This is a genomic window from Niastella yeongjuensis, from assembly GCF_900110245.1.
Taxonomy (GTDB): domain Bacteria; phylum Bacteroidota; class Bacteroidia; order Chitinophagales; family Chitinophagaceae; genus Niastella; species Niastella yeongjuensis.
In genome coordinates, this window is record NZ_FOCZ01000004.1 from 383,197 (window position 1) to 403,132 (window position 19,936).

9 protein-coding genes are annotated in these 19,936 nt (G+C 46.8%); all 9 read right to left on the reverse strand.

The window, feature by feature from the left end; all coding sequences use genetic code 11:
• Positions 1-13: 13 nt before the first annotated feature.
• Positions 14-3,772 carry a family 78 glycoside hydrolase catalytic domain gene (locus tag BMX95_RS12940; RefSeq protein WP_242673277.1) on the reverse strand — a complete coding sequence of 1,253 codons (3,759 nt, stop codon included), beginning with the start codon at positions 3,770-3,772 and terminating at the stop codon, positions 14-16.
• 44 nt (positions 3,773-3,816) lie between these two features.
• Positions 3,817-6,618, reverse strand: coding sequence for a glycoside hydrolase family 2 protein (locus BMX95_RS12945; RefSeq protein WP_244898100.1), 2,802 nt, complete (start codon positions 6,616-6,618; stop codon positions 3,817-3,819).
• 11 nt (positions 6,619-6,629) lie between these two features.
• A complete protein-coding gene (locus tag BMX95_RS12950) occupies positions 6,630-8,177 on the reverse strand; it encodes an MGH1-like glycoside hydrolase domain-containing protein (protein ID WP_081204790.1) in 1,548 nt (515 codons plus the stop codon).
• 123 nt (positions 8,178-8,300) lie between these two features.
• Positions 8,301-10,145, reverse strand: coding sequence for a sialidase/neuraminidase family protein (locus BMX95_RS12955; RefSeq protein WP_081204933.1), 1,845 nt, complete (start codon positions 10,143-10,145; stop codon positions 8,301-8,303).
• 48 nt (positions 10,146-10,193) lie between these two features.
• Positions 10,194-11,093: a glycoside hydrolase family 43 protein gene (locus BMX95_RS12960; protein WP_081204789.1), complete on the reverse strand. Its 900-nt coding sequence runs from the start codon at positions 11,091-11,093 to the stop codon at positions 10,194-10,196.
• 61 nt (positions 11,094-11,154) lie between these two features.
• Positions 11,155-12,570, reverse strand: a complete 1,416-nt coding sequence (locus tag BMX95_RS12965) for a glycoside hydrolase family 140 protein (protein WP_090519399.1) — start codon at positions 12,568-12,570, stop codon at positions 11,155-11,157.
• 34 nt (positions 12,571-12,604) lie between these two features.
• Positions 12,605-15,772, reverse strand: coding sequence for a DUF6298 domain-containing protein (locus tag BMX95_RS12970; RefSeq protein ID WP_081204788.1), 3,168 nt, complete (start codon positions 15,770-15,772; stop codon positions 12,605-12,607).
• A 93-nt stretch (positions 15,773-15,865) separates the two neighbouring features.
• The gene (locus BMX95_RS12975) at positions 15,866-17,524 is read right to left on the reverse strand and encodes a polysaccharide lyase (protein ID WP_394335012.1); all 1,659 of its coding nucleotides are present in this window, start codon (positions 17,522-17,524) and stop codon (positions 15,866-15,868) included.
• 338 nt (positions 17,525-17,862) lie between these two features.
• Positions 17,863-19,923 carry a RagB/SusD family nutrient uptake outer membrane protein gene (locus BMX95_RS12980; protein ID WP_081204787.1) on the reverse strand — a complete coding sequence of 687 codons (2,061 nt, stop codon included), beginning with the start codon at positions 19,921-19,923 and terminating at the stop codon, positions 17,863-17,865.
• Between the last annotated feature and the right edge of the window lie 13 nt (positions 19,924-19,936).

Here is a 19,936-nt window from a genome sequence, read left to right on the forward strand (position 1 = left end):
CCTTTCACCTGTCTTACAAATCACTATCACCATTCTGATTTCCCGAAGGAAATTCAGTCAAAGGAACCAGTTTTAATTTCGACGGATCAACCTTTACGTATTTCACGCGTTGCCGGCGCCAGGTGTATACAATGTGCACCATACCATCGGCCGACTGGATCACTGACGGATAAGAATACTGGCTCACAGGTGAATCTTCCAGTACCAGCGCTGCCTGCCACAATTTACCATCCAGTGATACCGCCACATTCAAAGGCGTGCGGGCACCCTTGGGTGCTCCCTTTGGCGTTTTCACGTGGTTGTACACGATCAACTGCCGGCCATCTTTCAGGGTCACGGCATCGGTACCGGAGTTGTTGTTTGGCAACATACTTTCGGCCAGCGGCGTCCAGGTTTTACCGTTATCGGCTGACCAGGATTCCACTACGGCTGCACTTTTACTCCGGCAAAGGATCTGCAGCTTACCATCTTTATACGTTAATACGCTGGGTTGAATAGCGTTGATCTTTTTATCAGGATTGATTGGTCCAACCATGCGCCAGGTTTTGCCGTTGTCGGAAGTCACTTCAAAGTGAACGGTCCAGCCGCTGCCTTCCCGGCTGCTTGGGCAAACGAGGTCACCGTTGGGCAACAGCACCGGTTTATTTTTTACCGGGCCGAGGAATCCTTCAGGCAATGCTTCAGGTTTACCCCAGGTTACGCCATTATCGGCAGAACGAATGAGCCAGCCTTTCCAGCCACCTACATTAGGCCCTACTTTATAGAATAACAGCAATTCGCCATTGGGCACCTGGTACAATACCGGGTTCCAGCAGGCATAACGCAACGTATCGTTGATAATACCATTGGCTACGTTTACGGGCTGCGTCCATTTATTGTTTACCTGGCGGCTTACCCAGATACATACATCGGGGTTTCTTTCTTTGGTACCGCCAAACCAGGCAGTCACCAACCCTTTAGGTGTTTCGGCAATAGTAGCGGCATGGCTTTCGGGGAAAGACGTTTTGTCGAAGATGAACTCATCGGTCAACATCCCGCTTTTGAATTTGTAATTGCTTACAAACGAATAATCGCCCGATCCTACTTCCAGCAGGGCTTTCTTTCCGCCCATGCGTACAAAGCGAATGCCCTCTGCGCCGGCAATTGGTTTATTGTTCTCCAGGATGCTTTTTACATCGTCTGCAGGAATGTATAACAACGCGGTGGTGTTGGCCGGAATGGTTACATTCCAGGTAAACCGGTCGATTGTATTTTTCCAGCTGCTTTTTATAAGGCCATGTACCGATTGGTACGAAGCATTTACAAAGGTCAACCCATCAACCGGCGTTGGTTGCATGATGATCTTTTTGAAACCGGCTGCGGAGTCATCAGATTTAATACCCGCCGCATTCTCATACATCCACACCAGCAGATCACCCAGCAACATCACGTGGTTTTGTGAGTTCATTTGCGGTGCAGCCGTATTGCCATTCCATAACTCCCAAATGGTAGTGGCGCCATGTTTTACCATGTAGCCCCAGCTGGGATAGGTAGTATCGGAGATCAGGGTGTAGGCCATATCGGGCAGCTTGTTTGCGCTCAAACAACGCATCAGCCATTGGGTACCGATCACCCCGGTACTGATGTGGCCATGATTGGCCGACCAGATCTTATTGGCAATATTATTGAACACCCCTTCGCGCATACTATCTGGCGTAATGCCGAAATATAATGGCAGCAGGTTGGCGGTTACGGTGTTGTTGTCGTACGATTTCTTTTGTTTGTTGAAGAACTTCTTTGTGAAGGCTTCCTGAATGTGCTGGTTAAATTCCGCAAAGGCTTTTGCATCTTCGGGTTTGTTCAGCAACCCGGCAAACTTTTGCATGTACCATAACAAGCGGTAATAATAAGCGGTGGCAATGAGGTTGCCATTGGTATTACGCAGGCTGTCCTGTGAATGGATCAGCTCTGGAGATTCAGGCGGTACGCACCAGTCGCCATATTTATCTTTCGAGATGATATAGTCCTTCATGAATTTGGTCTGCATGTATTGCAGCCATTTCTTCATAGAGGCATAGTGTTTTTCAATGACGCGTTTGTCGCCATACTGGTTATACAGCATATCGGCCACCACCAGGTAAGTACCGGGCCAGGTCATGTTATCGCTGTAGTAATTCCAGTAAGCGGGCGCCACATCAGGGATGGAACCTTCCTCTGTTTGGGCTTCTTCAATATCCTGCAGCCATTTGGCATACAGGTTACCATTGCCAAACAAAAAGCTTTCACCCAGCGAACCAATGGCATGGTCGGCCAGCCAGGGCATGCGCTCATTGCGTTGCGGACAATCGAGCGGCATTCCTTTGTAGTTGGCGCTGATGCCCCACCAGGCATTTTGATGAATGCGGTTTATTATTTCGTTCGAAGTTTCTAATGTACCGGTAGTAGCGAGGTCATCAAAGATCACCTTGCCTTCAAAATTATTTACGGCAGGCGTACCGGGATAACCAGTGATCTCTACATACCGGAAACCATGGTATACAAAATCGGGCATCCAGGTTTCAGTACCCACTCCTTTAGCGGTATAAACGTCGGTCACCTTTGCATCGCGCAGGTTGCGCACATACAATTCGCCATTCGGTTGCAGGCTTTCGCCAAACCGCAGGGTCACCTGCTGGCCTTTGCCTGCTTTTACCTGCATTTGTAAACGGCCTACCATATTCTGTCCCATATCCAACATGAAAACACCCGGTTTCAATTGGCTAATACCCACCGGTTTTATGGTCTTCATTATTTTAATGGGTTCATTCATTTGTGCAGTTAAATGGCCACCGGGTGCCTCCACAATTGCCGGCTGTAACCAGCCTTTATCGTTGAAACCGGTATTGTTCCAACCAGTCATTTCTTTTGTAGCATCGTATTCTTCACCATCGTATTCGTTGTTGGTACGAATAGGGCCATCGGCTGTCATCTTCCACGTGCCATCGGTAACAATGGTTTTCTTTGTGCCGTTGGTGTATTCTACTTCCAGTTGTAACAGCAGTTTGGGAAAACCAAAAGTGTTGATCTTTTTAGGTTTGTAATTCTGCCGCATGGTGAAGAAACGGCCGTTGCCCAGTACTGCAGCAATGGCGTTGTTCCCCTGCTTTACCTGTTTTGTTACATCGTAGGTATTGTAGAGAACAGATTTATTGAAGTTGGTTTGGGCGGGTGCCATAACTGACTCGCCTATCCGTTGTCCGTTTATGAACAATTCATACAAACCAAGACCAGAAACATACACCGTTGCTTTCTTTACGGCCAATGGCTGTGTAAACGTTTTCAGGAAATAACGTGCAGAAAGCCGTGAATACTGTGTAACACTGTCCCAGGGCATAGCTTTATCCAATCCGATCCACTGTGCTTTCCAGTCGCCGGGCGTTAATAAACCCATGCTCCAGAACGCGGGTTGGCTCCAGCCTGTCTCCCCTTTGTTGGTGAACACTTTTACTTTCCAGTAACAGGCGGTACGGCTGGCCAATGCCTTGCCTTTGTATTCCACGTTAATGGATTGGTTGGAACTTACTTTACCGGAGTTCCAGATATCGCCTTCCTGTTTGGCCAGCTTCTCGGGGCTTGAGGCAACCAGTACCTGGTAAGCTACCTGCTGAATATTGCGGACTTTCCCGGCCAGCTGCCAGCTAAGGCGCGGTTCCGTTACATCGATACCCGCAGGATTGTTCAACATTTCACATCGGAGATGCTGTGTCGTAAGCTGTGCTTTAACGGACGATGCTGCTGATAAAATCAGCAGCATGCCTGTTAATAAAAGTTTGTATTTAACTAAGTGCTTCATCCTTTTTAATCCTTTCCTGAGAAGTCAAAGAATAGGGTTATGTCTTTTGCATACATCGGGTCCTTGCCATAATCATAGAACATATGCTTTCTCCCCATGGGGCCCATGTTCTCCGCTTTCTGCGATTTGGTACCAATGGGTGAAATGCCATGCATGAACGACAGATCGCCACCGGGAAATACAGGTGCGGTATTAAATGCTGGATCCGAAAACTTCGGCGTGAACAACCGTAAAAACACATCTTCATTGGTACACACTACAGTCAGTGGTTGTCCGGTGGTATTCAACTTCATCCAGTACAGGTTCGAGAAATATCCTTTGAATTCAGGATAGATCAGTTTGCCTTCACCGGTTGCGGTATTGTTATAGTCTTTGTTCCAGATATTCAACGTACCGCCTTTCATCCGGTTCTTCCAAACACGGTAGGGTCCATTACCCATCCATTGCACTGATTTCACTATGCTCTCAGGAAATGAGAAGTTGATACCTACCAATGAGGTTTCATATTCTTTCGGAAAATATTTCACCTGCATTTTCACCCAGCCTGAAGGGAAGATGGTCCACTCCAGCAACTGGCAAAGACTTTTCTTCTGAAACTCGGCTGCAATGATCTGGTTGTTTCCTTCCTTACGGGTATTCCATTTTACAAAGCCGGTTTCCCCTTCACATAATAATGGACCATTGCTTAAAGGAAGGACGCCTTTGCCGTTTTGCACGGTTTGTAACAACCCGGTTCTTTTATTGAACGAAATGGTTACATCACCGGCAGTAGCGATGATCAACGAATCTTTTTCCGACACGTTAACAGCAGCGTTGCCTTCTAACTTAATAATATTCTTTGCTACCGCAGCAGGCAGTTTTATTGGCCAGCTCCAGGTATATATTTCATGACCGGTCACATCGTATGCGGTTACATACAATGCGCTGTACTGTTGCCAGTTGGCAGGCAGGTTGCAGGTAATGGTACCACTTGTACCAGGTGTAATATTCGGAACATTTACAGTTCCCACAACACTGTCTTTGCTGCCATTTTGCAGGGAAGCCAGTTTATACGTAAAGCGGCACTGATTCAGGTTGGTGAAGAAATACCTGTTCTCTACATTGAGTTGTCCATTGAAAGCAGGAGTAATATCTTTTAATTCGAAATGAACGGGCGCCCATACTTCTTTAATGGTATAATAGCTGCCTTCTTTTTCGTGGAAGGGACCAACAATACCATCAGGTGCGTGGTTGCCATCATTGTCGATGCTGTCGTTTTTGTCTTTTCTGGCTACGCCCTCATCGGCAAACACCCACAGGAAACCACCGGCTGAACGGGGATGATGCCACATCAGTTCCCAGTAATCTTCCAGTCCGGCGCCTAAACCACCATCATATAAACCATGCAGAAATTCTGTAGGGAATACGATCTGGTGACCATGCAGGTGGGTTTCATTACCGTAATCGTAATTGATATAGTGTTGGGTATCGAACTGACGGAACACCTGCCAGGGATGGATCAGCGGACGGTGTTGAATATCCAGCTCATCGAACCAATGATCCAGCTCGGCGTTGCTGCCACCTTCATTGCCATTGTCCCAAATAACAATAGAGGGGTGATTAACATCATGCACGATCATTTCCTGCGCCAGTTTGCTGCCCACCTGGGTATCATAGGCTTTGTGCCAGCCGCACAGTTCGTCAAGCACCATTAAACCCAATGAATCGCAGGTATTCAGGAAGTGTGCATCGGGCGGATAATGCGACATCCGCACTGCGTTCATGTTCATGTCTTTCATCATCAGCACATCTTCCAGGCTGCGGGTTTCGTTCATCGCCCGGGCGGTGGTAGGCCAGAACGAGTGCCGGCATACCCCTTTGAATTTTATTTTTATTCCATTCAGGTAAATGCCATCGCGCTCGCGTACGTCAATGGTACGGAAACCGAATTTCTCCTGCAGGGTGTGAACCGGTTTTCCTTTGGCCAGCAAGGTGAATTGCACTTTGTAGCGGTTGGGAAACTCAGGTGTCCATAAAGCGGGAGAAGCTACAGACGTTTGCAAAGTAGCTACGGTATCGCCTGATTTTATTTTTGAAGAAAAGGCCTCGCCTACTTTTTTACCATCCATGGTAAACAGTTGGGCACTTACTTCATCGGCCTGTGCAACGGCTGCTACTTTTACTTTTGCAGTAAAAGCACCGGTTGCTTTTCCATCTACAGCTACCTGCTCCACGTGCTCAACTGGCAATGCCTGCAAAAACACGGGTCTGTAGATGCCGCCAAAGATCCAGTAATCACCATGGCGTTCTGCCCAGTTCACCGATTCATTGGCTGAATGTTTGCTCACGGTTACTTCCAGCAGGTTCTTTTTACCAAAATTCAACAGCCTGGTAATATCATAAGAGAAACTGTAAAAAGATCCCTGATGGGTTGCTCCGGCCGATTTACCGTTGATCTTTACTTCGGTATCGGTCATGGAACCTTCAAAAGTTATTTTGATGGTTTTGCCCTGCCAGTTGGCGGGTACGTTGAAATTGTACTTATATAAACCCTGTTCTTTACCGCGAACAGAATCCTTATCGTGTCCGTAGTTATATTTTCCAAACCCCTGCTGTTCCCAGTTACTGGGCACCGCAATGGTTGTCCATTTACCAGAATTGCGACCGGCCGTACAAAAGAACTGCCAGTTCACCGTCTTATCACTTCCAGTCCCTGACAGATACTGGATTTCAGTTGACTGAGCGTTTGCTGCGCTGAAAGCTATAAGCTGCAAGCTGCAAGCCAAAGCCAGTACTTTGAATAATTTAGTTTTTATAGTCGGTTTCATTTCCATCGTAGCTATTCAAGATTTCCGGTTACTTTTTGTAAATGTTCAGCTGACACTACTTTCTTTCCATTCACCCAAACACTCAGCCCTTTGCCTTTTTTATATTTTGTTCCGTCTTTGTCCCAGATGATGGTCACCAGTTTACCATGGTACGCTACATTGTCGAGACAAAACCAGTTCCATTTATTTTCGGGGATCAACGGATTTACTTCTATTTTATTATCGTTGCGTGGCCGTAAACCCATTAGCCCGGTTATCACCAGATCGTTGAACGTGGAGTGGTTGTAATACCGGCTGCGTTCCTGATCGTCTTTCAACCAATACCCGTGTGTTTCATCGAGGTATTCGCCTATGTACGGACGGCCGCGGCGGTACTGTGATTCCACATACGTCTCCATCAGGCGAAAATACACCGAATCGTTCACAACCGACTGCTGATAATTATTCATTAAGTTGGCCATGGCAGTCATGGTTTGTGAGGTAGCATAAGGCCATACTGCCCCATCCCACTCACAGGCGCAGCAACCCCGTTTACGGAACCGTGGATCACTTCTGTCGGCCGTAGTGATGCCAAAGGGCGCATTGAACGTTTTCTCCTCTGCTACTTTCTTCCAGGCATTTTCATACCCTGCATCGGGCAAATTAAAATACCAGGGAATAAAACCAATTTCTTCCCGCACATGGGCAAGAGTGTCAGTTTGTTTGCGGGTTTCAAAGAAGGTATCTACCGGGTTCCAGAGTAAATTCTGGATCAGCTTTTTAAGGGTATCTGCTTTAGCCGTATACAGACTGGCTTTGGCTTTGTTGCCGGCCATGGTTTCCATGGTGGCCAATGCGATGGCATTGCCATACATATAGCTGTTGATGGTGGGCCGGTAGTTCTTTTCTTTTCTGCCGCCGCTGATGGTTTCTTCCATGCCATCCTTTACATCTGTTTGCCAGAAGAGGCCGTTGGGCATCCGTTTTTCCGTTTCCCAGCGGGCATAATCCGTTTCAAAATCAGGCAGCATATTCAGCAACCAGCTGCTGTCGCCATTTACCAGGTACCGGTTGTACAGGGCATAAATGTTCCAGCTGCTGAACGTATGTAACCTGTTCATAGGTTTGCCTTCATTGCCCCGGTACCAGATCTGAAAATCTTCATTCAGGTACTTGCTGTCGCGCAGCCAGCGGGCTTCATAAATATGATGTCCCAGAGCGCTTCCAATGAGGTTGTACTTGTCTGCATAGGAACGGGGCACCAGAAACTCGGTGATCGCAAACCCTAATGGAGTTTGTTTGATGTGTTTGCGCAACGTCCACCAGCGGTAATACCACATTTCCTCAAAATTGTGTTGCGGACACTCAAACAACGGAACATTTACTTTCAGCCAGTCCCATGCCTGTGCATTGGGAATAGCCTGCGCAATATTCTCGTCTTCCATTTTATTGAAATAGTCTACATAGTGACGGAAATCGTCTGCTTTCAAAACAGCGCTGCTTTTCGTGCTCTTTTGAGCAAAAACGCCGCCAGCGCAACAGACAATCAGTATTAATAATATGTTTATTCTTCTAGTCATTGTTTTTTCATTTCAAGCTGTTAGTGAGTTGTCAGTAGTGAGTAGTGAGTAGTGAGTGAGTTCCCGATTTTTATGCATGCCGAGCGTTCGCGAGCCCACTCACTACTCACTATTCATCACTCACTATTGTACTTTTTTCGTTTTTACTGACTTGATCAAATATGCTGCTGGCTGAGCCTGTGCGCCAGGGTTCGGCAGATCATACATCTGATCTGTTGGGGTATCGGCATCGGGGAAACGGCGTATGTCGCCGGTTCTGAAAACCAGTCGTTGTACATTTTCCAGAGGGGCAAAAAAGATCTGGTTGCCACTCTCCTTTCCATTCACGGATACGGTATAAAAACGGGCATTTGTGTTTAAGGACACGGTAACTTCATATTGTTTTCCTGCCTCGTATTTCATGATGCTTCTGTTTCTATAGCCAGCCTTTACATACAAAGTGCCTGTTGAGTCGAATACCATTCTGATGCCTGCGTTGCCTTTGGCATCCTGAAACTCGATTTGCAGGTTACCATGATCATTTTGTTGTGGCACTACCGTAAACGTTGCCGTCATTCTTTTTGCGGCTGGCAATACGTGTTCGGCCTTTCCAAAATCAAAAGGATCTTTATCCTTCAACGACAGTACCTGGGTGCCATCCGGCGCTTTCTCTATGGCTACCGGCGCCCACATGGGACTGTATATATTCCATTCTTTTAATGCACTGGCGGCGGGTAAGGTGGTGAAATCATCGTTCACATCCGTATCCACTTTATCCTTCACCGGTACAGGAATGCTCGCCACCCAGATGTCTTCCTTGTTCATGCTGTACGTAACCCAGCAATTGCCATCGGGTGATACGGCGCCTGCTTCCAGCCCACGCGTATATTGCGGGCCGTAACTTTTGTAAGCACCGCCATAACGCAGGGAAGTGATCTCGCCATTTACCAGCAACAGGTTCTTATAGTTCAAACCATCATCACTTACCGACAGGGCCAGCGGCCACCGGAACTCTGATGGATTGTATACCGTTACATATTTACCATCGGAAGTGCGTTGTCCCCAGATCTTGGCATTGCTGTTTACGAAATGAGGGGCGCGTACCGGGTTATACAACCAGGATTTTCCTTTATCGGCACTGATGGAGGTCAACGCCAGTTTCCACAGCCCAACCGTTCTTCCATCGGGCAGGGTATAAAAATTAAATGCTTTGTAATTATCGTTGTGCAAAGCGATCAATGGATCATTGCGATCGGCCTCTTCACTCCACTGCTGTACCATCAGGTTGTTGCTCAGCAATTCCTTACAGGCTTCCACAAATCCTTTGTCCTTGCTTTTTTCATAGAAGGGATAGCTGGTGTTCTTTTCATTGAACGCATGGTTGTAGCGAATAAAATAGATGGGGCCCAGGCTGCCATCTTTATTTATTTCGCGTACTACGCGGCCAATGCCATTGCCATCATTGGGATCATCATGCGGCCCCAGTACAATGCCATAAAACCCGAGTAACAGTAACCGGTTTTTGGTTGAATTATAAAAACCCATGCGCTGGTGCATTACTGCTGACAGGTTATGGGCTACTGAATCTTTGTAATCTTCTTTGGTAGTACCATCGGGTACTTTATAAATGGGGAACGAGATCTTTGGTGCCGTCCAGTGATACCCGTCTTTAGACGTCATCAACAGGGATTGACCGGGTGGCACGTGCTCTCCCACCGGATTGCTCAGGTATTCCAGGTACCAGGTATTGTTCCAGTACGTGATCAAAGGCTGGTGATTATACGTCCAGCCAAAACCGGTAGTAGAATCTTTTATATCCCGATTGGCCCGCATTACCTGCACATTGTGCACCCCTACTGCCGGTGATAACTGACCATGGTGGTAATCTACATTCGACAAAGTAGTACCAACATAGCGAACGGTATCCTGGGCAGCAGCCTGTTGCATACTTCCTATTAACAATGTTCCTATTACTAGTATCTTGTTCATGCTAATCATCATTATCGTGAAACTTTAAACTTTCAACTTTAAACTTTTCTACTTCGCATCCAACAACTTCTTCAATTCCTCTCTGCTGGTCATAAAGATCGTCCCGTGTTTGTGACCTTCCGGAACCGATACGGTTGCTGAATCAAAATGTATAAAATCCGTTGTTTTAACGGCTTCGTATTTTTTATCACCGTACGAGTCGAAATAGATCAACCAGTCCTTTCCCACATGGGCCACAGAAGGGCCTTCGGTTAAATGTTGTGTAAAGGGGGCGGAAATATTGTTCCAGGGGCCTAATGGAGTATTGCCAAAAGCCACTTTTATATTGCGCATGGGGCGGGTATTGTCTTTCAACACCAGCACATAATCCTTAGGTGCTCTTTTTACGATCTCGGCGTCGATCACACTGAACTTTGGATCGAGGTATAATGCAGAAGGAGAAAAGGTTTTAAAGTCTTTTGTAACCGTGTAGTACAGGCGGTGGTTATTGTCTTCTGCTTCTTCGCCTTTGGGAAAACGGAATGGAATGGTAGAAGCCCATACAATGATGAACTGGTTGTTTTCATCATCAAAAAAGATCTCCGGCGCCCATACATTTACCACGTTGGAGTCCTTTTCCATAACAGGTATAAACTCCGGTGTTGACCAATGGATCAGGTCTTTTGAATGGGCATATCCAAATCCCTTGTCATTCTTCCAACCGCTTGTCCATACCAGGCGGTATTCTCCATCTGCACCTTTTGCAATGGAGGGATCACGCATTACTTTGGAACCTACTTCAGGTTTTACAAAGGTGCGGCCTACGTCTGTCCATTTATAGCCATCATAGCTATACAACAACCGCAACCCGTCAGCGGCAGGTTCGTGGAAGGAGGTAAAGAGGTATACCGGCCTGTGTGAAGAACAGGCTGCCAGGAATAAACAAGCTATATATAATAAGTTTCGCATGATATACAGTTGAAGGTTTAAAGTTTAAAGGACTGAAAACTTTGAACTTTAAACTTTGAACTTAGAAATCTAAAACCAGTACCCAATCGTTTCCTTCTTTTGTATCACCCGGTGCATCAAATTCATGAACGCCTTTGTTTTCAAAAGAACCGATCTCAGTGTACTTACCATCTCTTGGACTGAACCACGATGCCTTGATCGTTTTTCCGGTCAGTTTATCCATCTTTACAGAGAAGTTGCGGCCGTTGCAGGTATAAAACAACGCATAGTTATTGCCACGGGTGGCCAGAATACGATTGTACTTAACCCCTACCGTTCCGGCAACCAGGGACTGATCAGGCACCCGGTCGAAATATGATGATCTCGACAGCATCAGGTCTTTTAAGTATTGCATTTGTCCGGAGCCAGGCGCCGCTATTGCATCATACCAGTTATTGAATACGCCGTAATTGTGGTCTTTATCGCCTGGGCGGTGCATTTGCATTACGGCGTTATCGCCATAGGTATATCCACAGGCGCCGGCAAATACCGACCAGTAACCATATCTTCTTACATCGGCAGCTGACCATCTTTTCTCCAGGGAATCGTGTAAACCCTGGGGGATCTCTTCATAAGAAGGTTCCGCATCGAAAGTAGGTTTCGCCGGCTTTTTTACATAATCCATGGCTACATACTTCCAGTTGTCTTCCCCAAAATGCAGATCGCCTTTGCTGGTATCCTGGTTATAGCGGCGATGGCCACTTTGAAAAACATTGAACTGCATCCAGGGCTCATTGTGAAACCAGATGGAAGAAGTGGTGCGGCCACGCGGATGGAAAGTTATCAAATGACCGGGATCCTTTTCATGCAGGGTACGGCCAATCGTTTTCCAAACGGCTATTGAATCTGTGCCTTTGATATCACCGCCATTCATCCAGATCACATTGGTTTGTGATTTATACCGGTCAGCTAAAAACGCTGCATATTGTTTTGCCTGGGCCGGGCTCACATGTCCTTCTTTTACCACGCTGCCCCAAACCGGTACCATCGCTACATAAATACCTCTTTCAGCAGCTGCCTTTACCACAAAATCTACATGGTCCCAATAATCGTATTGCGCCGCATCATCGGGGTTATCGCCCGGTGTGGTGATGGGTTTGCTTACGTTGCCTTTTCTTACAGCGGTATCGCCATATACGTTTACCACTTTAGCGGTATGCAGCAGCATAACCTGTACTACGTTAAAGCCTTTTTGCTGACGGTCGTCCAACAGTTTGATCGCTTCTTCACGTTTCAGTTTTGAAAACAACAACCAATCGGTATCCGCCAACCAAAAGAAGGGTTTGCCATCGGCTGTCATAAAATAGCGGCCATTGGGCGATACTTTTAATGGTTGCAGCGGCTCTATGGGACGTTTTTCAGCGGCTGCTGCCTGCTGTTTAACATTACCTGCCACTGCCATTGCAGCCATTAATACGAGCGAAAAGACTTTATACATAACGGTTTCTATACTGCTGTTTAATTATGTTCTATTATCCTTTCCTGATCCAGGCCACTACAGCACCGGATTGGGCGTTTTTCAAGGTAACTACTTTCCCGCCTTTTGCCTTCTCTTCTTTTCCTATTACCTGTCCTTTGGCGGCATCGAACCATTTTACTTTATAGTTGCCTGGCGCATTGGCAAGGTCAACCTGTACATCGCTGCCATTACTGTATACGATATAGCCGTTGCCTGTATTCGCCAAAGTATATTGTTCCTTTGATGGGCCATCAACCGGTTTCATTGCAGCGGCTGCGCCCACAAAACCCGCATCTGCTATTGCCGGGATATTTGCCAGCGAACCACCAGCCATGAACACGGCCCAACCCAAATTGTCATAACTATCACCGGAGTAGATCACTGCTTTACCGGCAAATTTTTCGCGGTATTCCCTAACTGCCCGGTATACCTGCTCAAAAGAAGTCTTTTTAGGTTTGAACTGACGGGCCTGCTGACGGGGTGCCAGGCTTTGTCCGCCCGGAGGCGCATAAGCCGAACCATCCTGCTGATAATGCCAGTAGCGGATATCGATGATATCGATCGCAGCTGCGCGGTCAGCATCGGCTAAAATGGCATCCTGTACATCTTTGGTAGTGCTTAAGCCGATCAGTTGTTTCTTACCGGTTTCCTTTTCCCATTCTTTCACCACATCTACCCAGAACTGTACAAAATGCAGCGGGCCGGTAAATTCAGCACCGGTCAGTTGTATTACGCCATTGTTGTTAGCGAAGTTGTTCAAACACTGGCGAATGTAGGCGCGCAACAGTTCGCGGCGAACAGGATGGGTTACATCATAAAACTGTTCAGCCATGAAAACGCGTTTGTCGCCAGCGAATGGAACTGGTTCAGGCAACCCGGTATTGTTTATGTTGTTCACCGGGCGGAAAGGGAAATCTACATAGTGGGCACCGGCTTCAATAATGTTATGCTGGAAGAAGTTCTGATGAACCAGTACCAGCCCTTTCTGATCGGCGAGATCAGCAAATTGTTTCAGGCGGTTCCAGTACCAGTAATTGTATTTGGTAAGATCGTATTTGCTCAGTCCATCCCAGGCAGTGTCTTTACCACTGCGGGAGAATGGCAATTCGTAGAAGGGCGTCCATACATCGCCATCCATACGGCGGATGCGTTCGTGGTCATCACGGCGACGCTCATACCACAAAGCATAATTTTGTTCAAAGGCTACTTCGTGCGTGGCCTTCATCTCATCGGTCATCTCGCTCAGGTCTGTGGTAAGGCCTTTGGCGGTTTCACCGGGTATAAAGCGGGTGATCGCATCTTTAGGGTTCGCCATTGCGTACCGGCGGGCGCTGCCATTCCACCAGGGTGATTCGGAGCGGCTGCCGGTCAGTACATTGTTACCACGTACCAGCCAGCTGTTCTGCACATGCATGGCCGGACCGTTCACCACAGCTACAGGTTGTTTAAACCCGATCTCGTCGATCGTTTTAACACCAGTTGCTACTGTTGGGATGGGCTGGCGTTTGCCGGCGCCATCGATGAAGTCTTTTACTGTAGGCTGCGGATCTTTCGACAGGGCAGTTAACGCGGCAGCCTGCGCTACAGTAGGGCTGCTGGTGGCGTCTGATTCAATCAACAGCAACTGCATTCTGCCGGTAAGATCTGTATTTAATCTTTCTTTCAATTGCGCATAATACAAACTGCGGGGCTCGATGGTGTTGTTCGATTCTGCCCAATAGCCATCGCCCGAAAACTGCGCCCAGCTGCCAAATGACCAGTTCTGTGCAGTAGGCGGCTGATAACAATCGATGCGGGCGGCTGAGCAATTCCAGAAAACACTGTTGGCAATGTTCCAGCCGGCGCCATTGCCATCCTGACCACGGTTCAAAAAGCTGATGGGTTGACCATCTACAGTCACCATATCAAACAACACCCCGGCAGACCAACTGTCTAAACCACCGCTGAATCCATTAGGGCGGTACGATTGACATTGTACAAAAGCATTGGGACCAGCTGCACAAAAACCAGTGGCAAAATCATGATTGCCATACTCGGCATACAAACGCTGGAACAATACCTGTTGACCAGCGGTATAAAAGGTATTACGACGATGACCGCCAATTTCTGAAACGGGGGCCAGCGATTTACAATCTTCTACTGTAATGCGGTTACTGGTTTCAGGTATAAACACGGCAGAACCGGCAAAATGTTCGAACACAACCTGGCGTACCCACGCATCAATTGTATTCTCAATACCGATGGCCATCCAGCGATGCGCTTCATCTTTTGGATTATTGGTATCATACTCAGATACCAGGCGAAGGTTCTCCACTCCTGCCTGTTGTATGCGGCCGTTCCAGTTGTAGGAAGCGATCAACCCGCCGCCGTATTGCTCATCGAGCGCAGTGGTCAATGGCGCATCCAGTTGAACGGAACCATTATTTACCGAAACAACGGTACGGTCCCAATACAGATCACGCTGACCGGGTTTCCAGCCCAATGCAGTAATGCCGCCGCCAAAATGATTGGTGTGCAGCTCGTTTATCCAGTTTTGGGTAGAAGGGCGATGAATGACCACCTTATCCCCTGCCTTGAAATTATTAGGAGCAGCTACGTTAACAGTAACACTGTTAACAGGAATATATTTATCAGTAAGCTTGATTTCTGTGTTGAGTTGCCGGTCGTTTTTACCGGCTATGGCTATCAGGGTCTGCCGGTCTTTACCGGTCCCTTTTAAAACAGTTCCGTTATCGCCAAATCCGCTGCCGCGTAATACCACACCGGATGCGCGAATGATCAACTGTCCGGCCACTTCGTATTGGCCTGGCAGTAACAAAACGGCGCCGCGAATATTATTTTTATCGAGGGGTAAGCTGGCTACATAATCGAGCGCAGCCTGGATGCGAATGGTAGCATCGCCTGCTTTTATGGGCACTACTACTTTAACCGGTGCATCGGGAATGGCGTTATTGCCACCCATATAACCACTATAAGAGAAATCGGGAACCCGGTTGCCCAGTGAATCGGCAACATAGGCGAGTTTACCTTTTACATTTGATAAGGGAGGCGGAGGCTGGGGCTTTTTATCTTTCTGGGAGTAACCCGTACTTGTCATCAGCAGCAGGCTGCCAATAAAGAACGGTTTTATGAAAACGTTTACAAAATTAGCCGTATGTATGGGGCGAATTGCTAAAAACATAACTGCCGATTATTTGTGTTAAAGTCCCCCGACAAGTCGGGGGACTAACATTTTGCGTAACCTAAAATATCTAACTGCGAAATGAACGCTGGTTTATTTCTGAGCCGTAGTTGTTTTACTTACTTCGGGTCTCTCAATGGTCATAGGCACCAGGCTGTTCAAATACTCTTCAATATTTGTATAGCCACCTTTTGTTTTGTATTGAGAAGCGTCGGCTGCATTCTTCGGGTTCAGGCCATGTTTTACTTCATAATCATCAGGCATACCGTCGTTATCACTGTCTTTATAGGGTGTGCCTTTGTATTCAGGGTAACCGCCCACTTGTACGGGATCTGTAATGATACCTGATTTGTAAGAATCGATAGGCAGTTTACGGTGTTCAAATTGGGTAGTAGGTAAAGGTACTCCCTCTTTGTAAGTGATTTTACCTGTTTTTACCTGCTCTGAAATACGGAGATCCACCGCATCGCGTTTTGGTAACAGGGCGCCTGCATTTTTCACTACATAACCATAGGCTTCTGTAGCAGAGATCATGGTTATTTTAGGCATGGGAAGGGGTTCGTTCACTTTGATGAAATCAGTGTACTCACCGGCATCTTTCATTTCTTCAACCTGTACACCACCAGCCCAGTTGTTTTTGGTGATCTCAGGATAACCTTCCATGATGTTACCGCTTACATAAGCACGGCCGTATACTTTTGTTTTCAGTTTGCTGCGGCCTGATTCCGGTTTCAGGAAACGGTGGCCCACAGCACCCTCTTTGGTAGTAACCGGACCGGGTTTGTAATAGTTATTGATGAAGTTGTACATAGCCCGGTAGTCGCCGCCATCGCTGGAACGGTGCATCCAGTTAAATACAACGTTGTTTACAAAGTTGAAGGTACCGTTCCAACCCACTGATGGGTTACGACCGGTATTGTTCGCCCACATGTTGCGCATGAAGGTACAATTTTCGCCACCCAGGGTACTACCGAATGAGTGGTTGTAAGTATCCAGTGCTTCGGCAAAAATCGAGTTCTGGATGGTGATGTTCACCGTTCCCAGTTTTTGCTCTATGGCACCAGTGCTGTCGTTGTACATGTGACGGTACATACTCATGTTCTCATCGAGACCCCATGAAGCAGATACGTGGTCGATCATGATATTACCAACAGGGTTGCCACCGATGGCGTCGTCGCGACGGCCAACATTGGTTTCACCACGACGGAAACGCATAAAGCGCACCACTACATCGTGGGTATTGAGCCATACTGATTCACCGGCAATACATACGCCATCGCCGGGAGCACTCTGGCCTTCGATGGTAATATAGGGAGCACGGATAATAACTGGTGTTGTCAGGTGAATGATACCTGCAACATTGAACACTATGATACGGGCGCCACCTGTTTCGCAGGCTTCGCGGAAGGTACCGGGGCCTCTGTCTTCGAGGCTGGTTACCACAATCACTTTACCACCACGACCGCCGAAGCTGTAAGCGCCACCGCCTTCAGCACCGGGGAAAGCCACAATATTTGCCTGGGGCAAATCATAAGGACGAGCCGCCCAGGGAATATAAGGTTTACCCTCTCTTGCCTCTTTTTCAATAATGGGTAATGCTTTGTCCCAGGCCTCATCAGACCGTTTGCGTTCTGCGCTCATCAATGAATCTGCCCACCGCTGTGTAGCCTGAGGAATTTTTGGGTACTGAGCAAATACCGGCTGTGCCAATCCCACAGCGGAAACTAAAAGAAGGTTGCGAAATTTTTTCATTTTCATCATTAACAATTTTCAAATCATGGTGTGTTTTATAGCCGAATAAGGTACGTTGTATTGTCGGTCTTCTTTCGGGCCTCCCCTAACCATGGTTGCCAAAGTTAAGCCGGGAGTTTTAAAAGGTACAATTTACAATTATTCTTAAAAAACTACAGGGAGGATTATTCATCCTCCCTGCTTGTAGACGGTAAGTTGCTATCTAAAAGTTGCACTTACTAAAAATAATATAGCATTTTAACACCCTTTTGTTCCAATCTCCTTCGTGTAAAAGAACATCGAATAGGATAGGATTAAAACAAAAGAGGGCATTCCAAGAATGCCCTCTGATTGTATATTTAAAATTTAAGCGGATCGAAAGTTCCTGGTCCATATAACCCGTCCCAACCTTTTGTTTGCTCGAGGTAAGGAGAGTTATTGATTATTGCCTGGTTAAGGCCAAAGAAATAATACTCATTGTACCATTTGAAATTCCAGATCGTGTTAGGCTGTGCTGTTGATTCCAGATCGTCTTTTTCTTTTACTACAAAATAATTTCTGTACAGGTAATTCACTAAGCTATCCTGATTTGGCGCCACGCCTGCAGGATAAGTAGTTGTATTATCTCTGTCCAAAATCGGCGCACCGGAAGTTGCTGTGTAATTGGTTCTTGAGAATGGATCTGATTTAGCATCAGCAATGTACAAGGTACCGGCTGCTTTGTCTTTATATACAATAATTTTTATTCCGGTTCTGCGGGTACCATCCAAAGGTTTTACCCCAAGGCGGGCACATGTACCGAAATCATTATTGAACAACATCCAGCGGCGCAGGTCCCAGAAACGTTTTCCTTCATAAGCCAGCTCTATTTTTCTTTCATTCAATACAGCTGCAAACATAGGATCGCGACCACTTACAGCAGACAGGCCATAAGATCCGTCTCTGTTCTCGATGCCGGCTCTTTCCCTGATATTTTTCAGGTAGGTCATTGCATCACCAAGGTTATTGATACCTACAGCAGCTTCTGCCAGGTTCAGCAATAATTCAGTGTAACGCAATTCCATATAATCGAGCCCGTTGAGCGCAAAACTTCCGTTGGTATTATTGCTCGCGTTGGGTGAAGTGGCTTTGCGAACATATACACCACTGCTGTTTGCACCTTTTAATTCGGTAGTACCAGACAGTACAGTATCCTTAGTGTTAGCCTGAAATTTTGGATACCATTTGTAGGTCCACACGCGGGCGTTTGGATTTTCTTTATACGGCCACTTTGCACCATTATAGGCAAAGGTTTTATAAAAACGTGGATCTCTGTCTTTATAGAATGAATCCAGCCCATATATATAGTTACCAGGTTCATCGATTTTTTTACCATCCTTCATAGGGAAGGCATCCATCATTTGCTTGGTAGCATTGAGCGAGCCGCCACCCAGGAATTCTTTAGCCCGGCAGGAATTCTCCCAGCCATTTGCTTTAGCAATTTGGTCGGAAGTATTGGTATTGAAACCATACAGGATCAATGCCTCAGGATTGTCTAACTCTTTGAGGAATACATTCTCAAAAGCCGAACCATCAGTAGTTACGCCGCTCTTGTATAAACCAAATCCACTTTTATCAGCTAAGTCTTTAGCCGCTTTATTGATGTCATATGCTTTTTGCCAAAGCGCACCATCATCGTTGCGGTTAAACAAAGGACTTGCATAAGTCAGGGCTACACGGCCTTTGAAAGCAAGCGCTCCAACGCTGGTAATGCGACCCCAATCAGTTGCAACCCATTTTGCAGGCAACATAGTGATTGCCGAATCCAGGTCGGCATAGATCTGGGTAAAAGTTTCGCTTGTAGAACTACGAGGCACCTTTAAGTCCGGATTATCCGCAGCAGCAACAGCAGCCTGAGAGTGTAATACCAATGGAACACCACCATACAAACGAACCAGGTCGAAGTACTGGAATGCGCGCCAGTAGTACATTTGCCCTTTCAATCTCGTTCTTGTCCCTTCAGGCAAACCATATTTATCGATATTATCCAGGAACAGATTGATCTGCTTCATGCGGGTCCAGGTATTGTTGGCAATACTGGTGCCGGGAGGCGTACCGAAATAGTTCAGGGCCTGCGCATTGACATAAGATACGTTCGCCCATACTTTATTCCAGGTAACTTCACCAGGTAATTCCTCAGTAACCTGGTCGAACTGTGTATTATTGGTAGCTATGTTCCAAAGGGCAGCCGGTTGGCCCGCCGCTGGTTGAAACAGACCATATATATAATCTACATACGCCTGCGCTTCCAAAGAATCTTTGAATACTTCTTCGTTTACACCACCCAGGTCACGCTTTTCCTCCAGAAAATCTTTTTTACAACCTATGATGCCCGCCAGTAAGGCTGCAGCAACTATTGTTAATTTATAATTTCGCTTCATTTTTTTTCAAGCA

Coding starts and splice junctions, on each gene's coding strand:
- BMX95_RS12980 (WP_081204787.1), bottom strand. CDS start 19,923: ATGAAGCGAAATTATAAATTAACAATAGTTGCTGCAGCCTTACTGGCG.
- BMX95_RS12950 (WP_081204790.1), bottom strand. CDS start 8,177: ATGACTAGAAGAATAAACATATTATTAATACTGATTGTCTGTTGCGCT.
- BMX95_RS12970 (WP_081204788.1), bottom strand. CDS start 15,772: ATGTTTTTAGCAATTCGCCCCATACATACGGCTAATTTTGTAAACGTT.
- BMX95_RS12940 (WP_242673277.1), bottom strand. CDS start 3,772: ATGCTGCTGATTTTATCAGCAGCATCGTCCGTTAAAGCACAGCTTACG.
- BMX95_RS12965 (WP_090519399.1), bottom strand. CDS start 12,570: ATGTATAAAGTCTTTTCGCTCGTATTAATGGCTGCAATGGCAGTGGCA.
- BMX95_RS12975 (WP_394335012.1), bottom strand. CDS start 17,524: ATGAAAAAATTTCGCAACCTTCTTTTAGTTTCCGCTGTGGGATTGGCA.
- BMX95_RS12955 (WP_081204933.1), bottom strand. CDS start 10,145: ATGAACAAGATACTAGTAATAGGAACATTGTTAATAGGAAGTATGCAA.
- BMX95_RS12960 (WP_081204789.1), bottom strand. CDS start 11,093: ATGCGAAACTTATTATATATAGCTTGTTTATTCCTGGCAGCCTGTTCT.
- BMX95_RS12945 (WP_244898100.1), bottom strand. CDS start 6,618: ATGAAACCGACTATAAAAACTAAATTATTCAAAGTACTGGCTTTGGCT.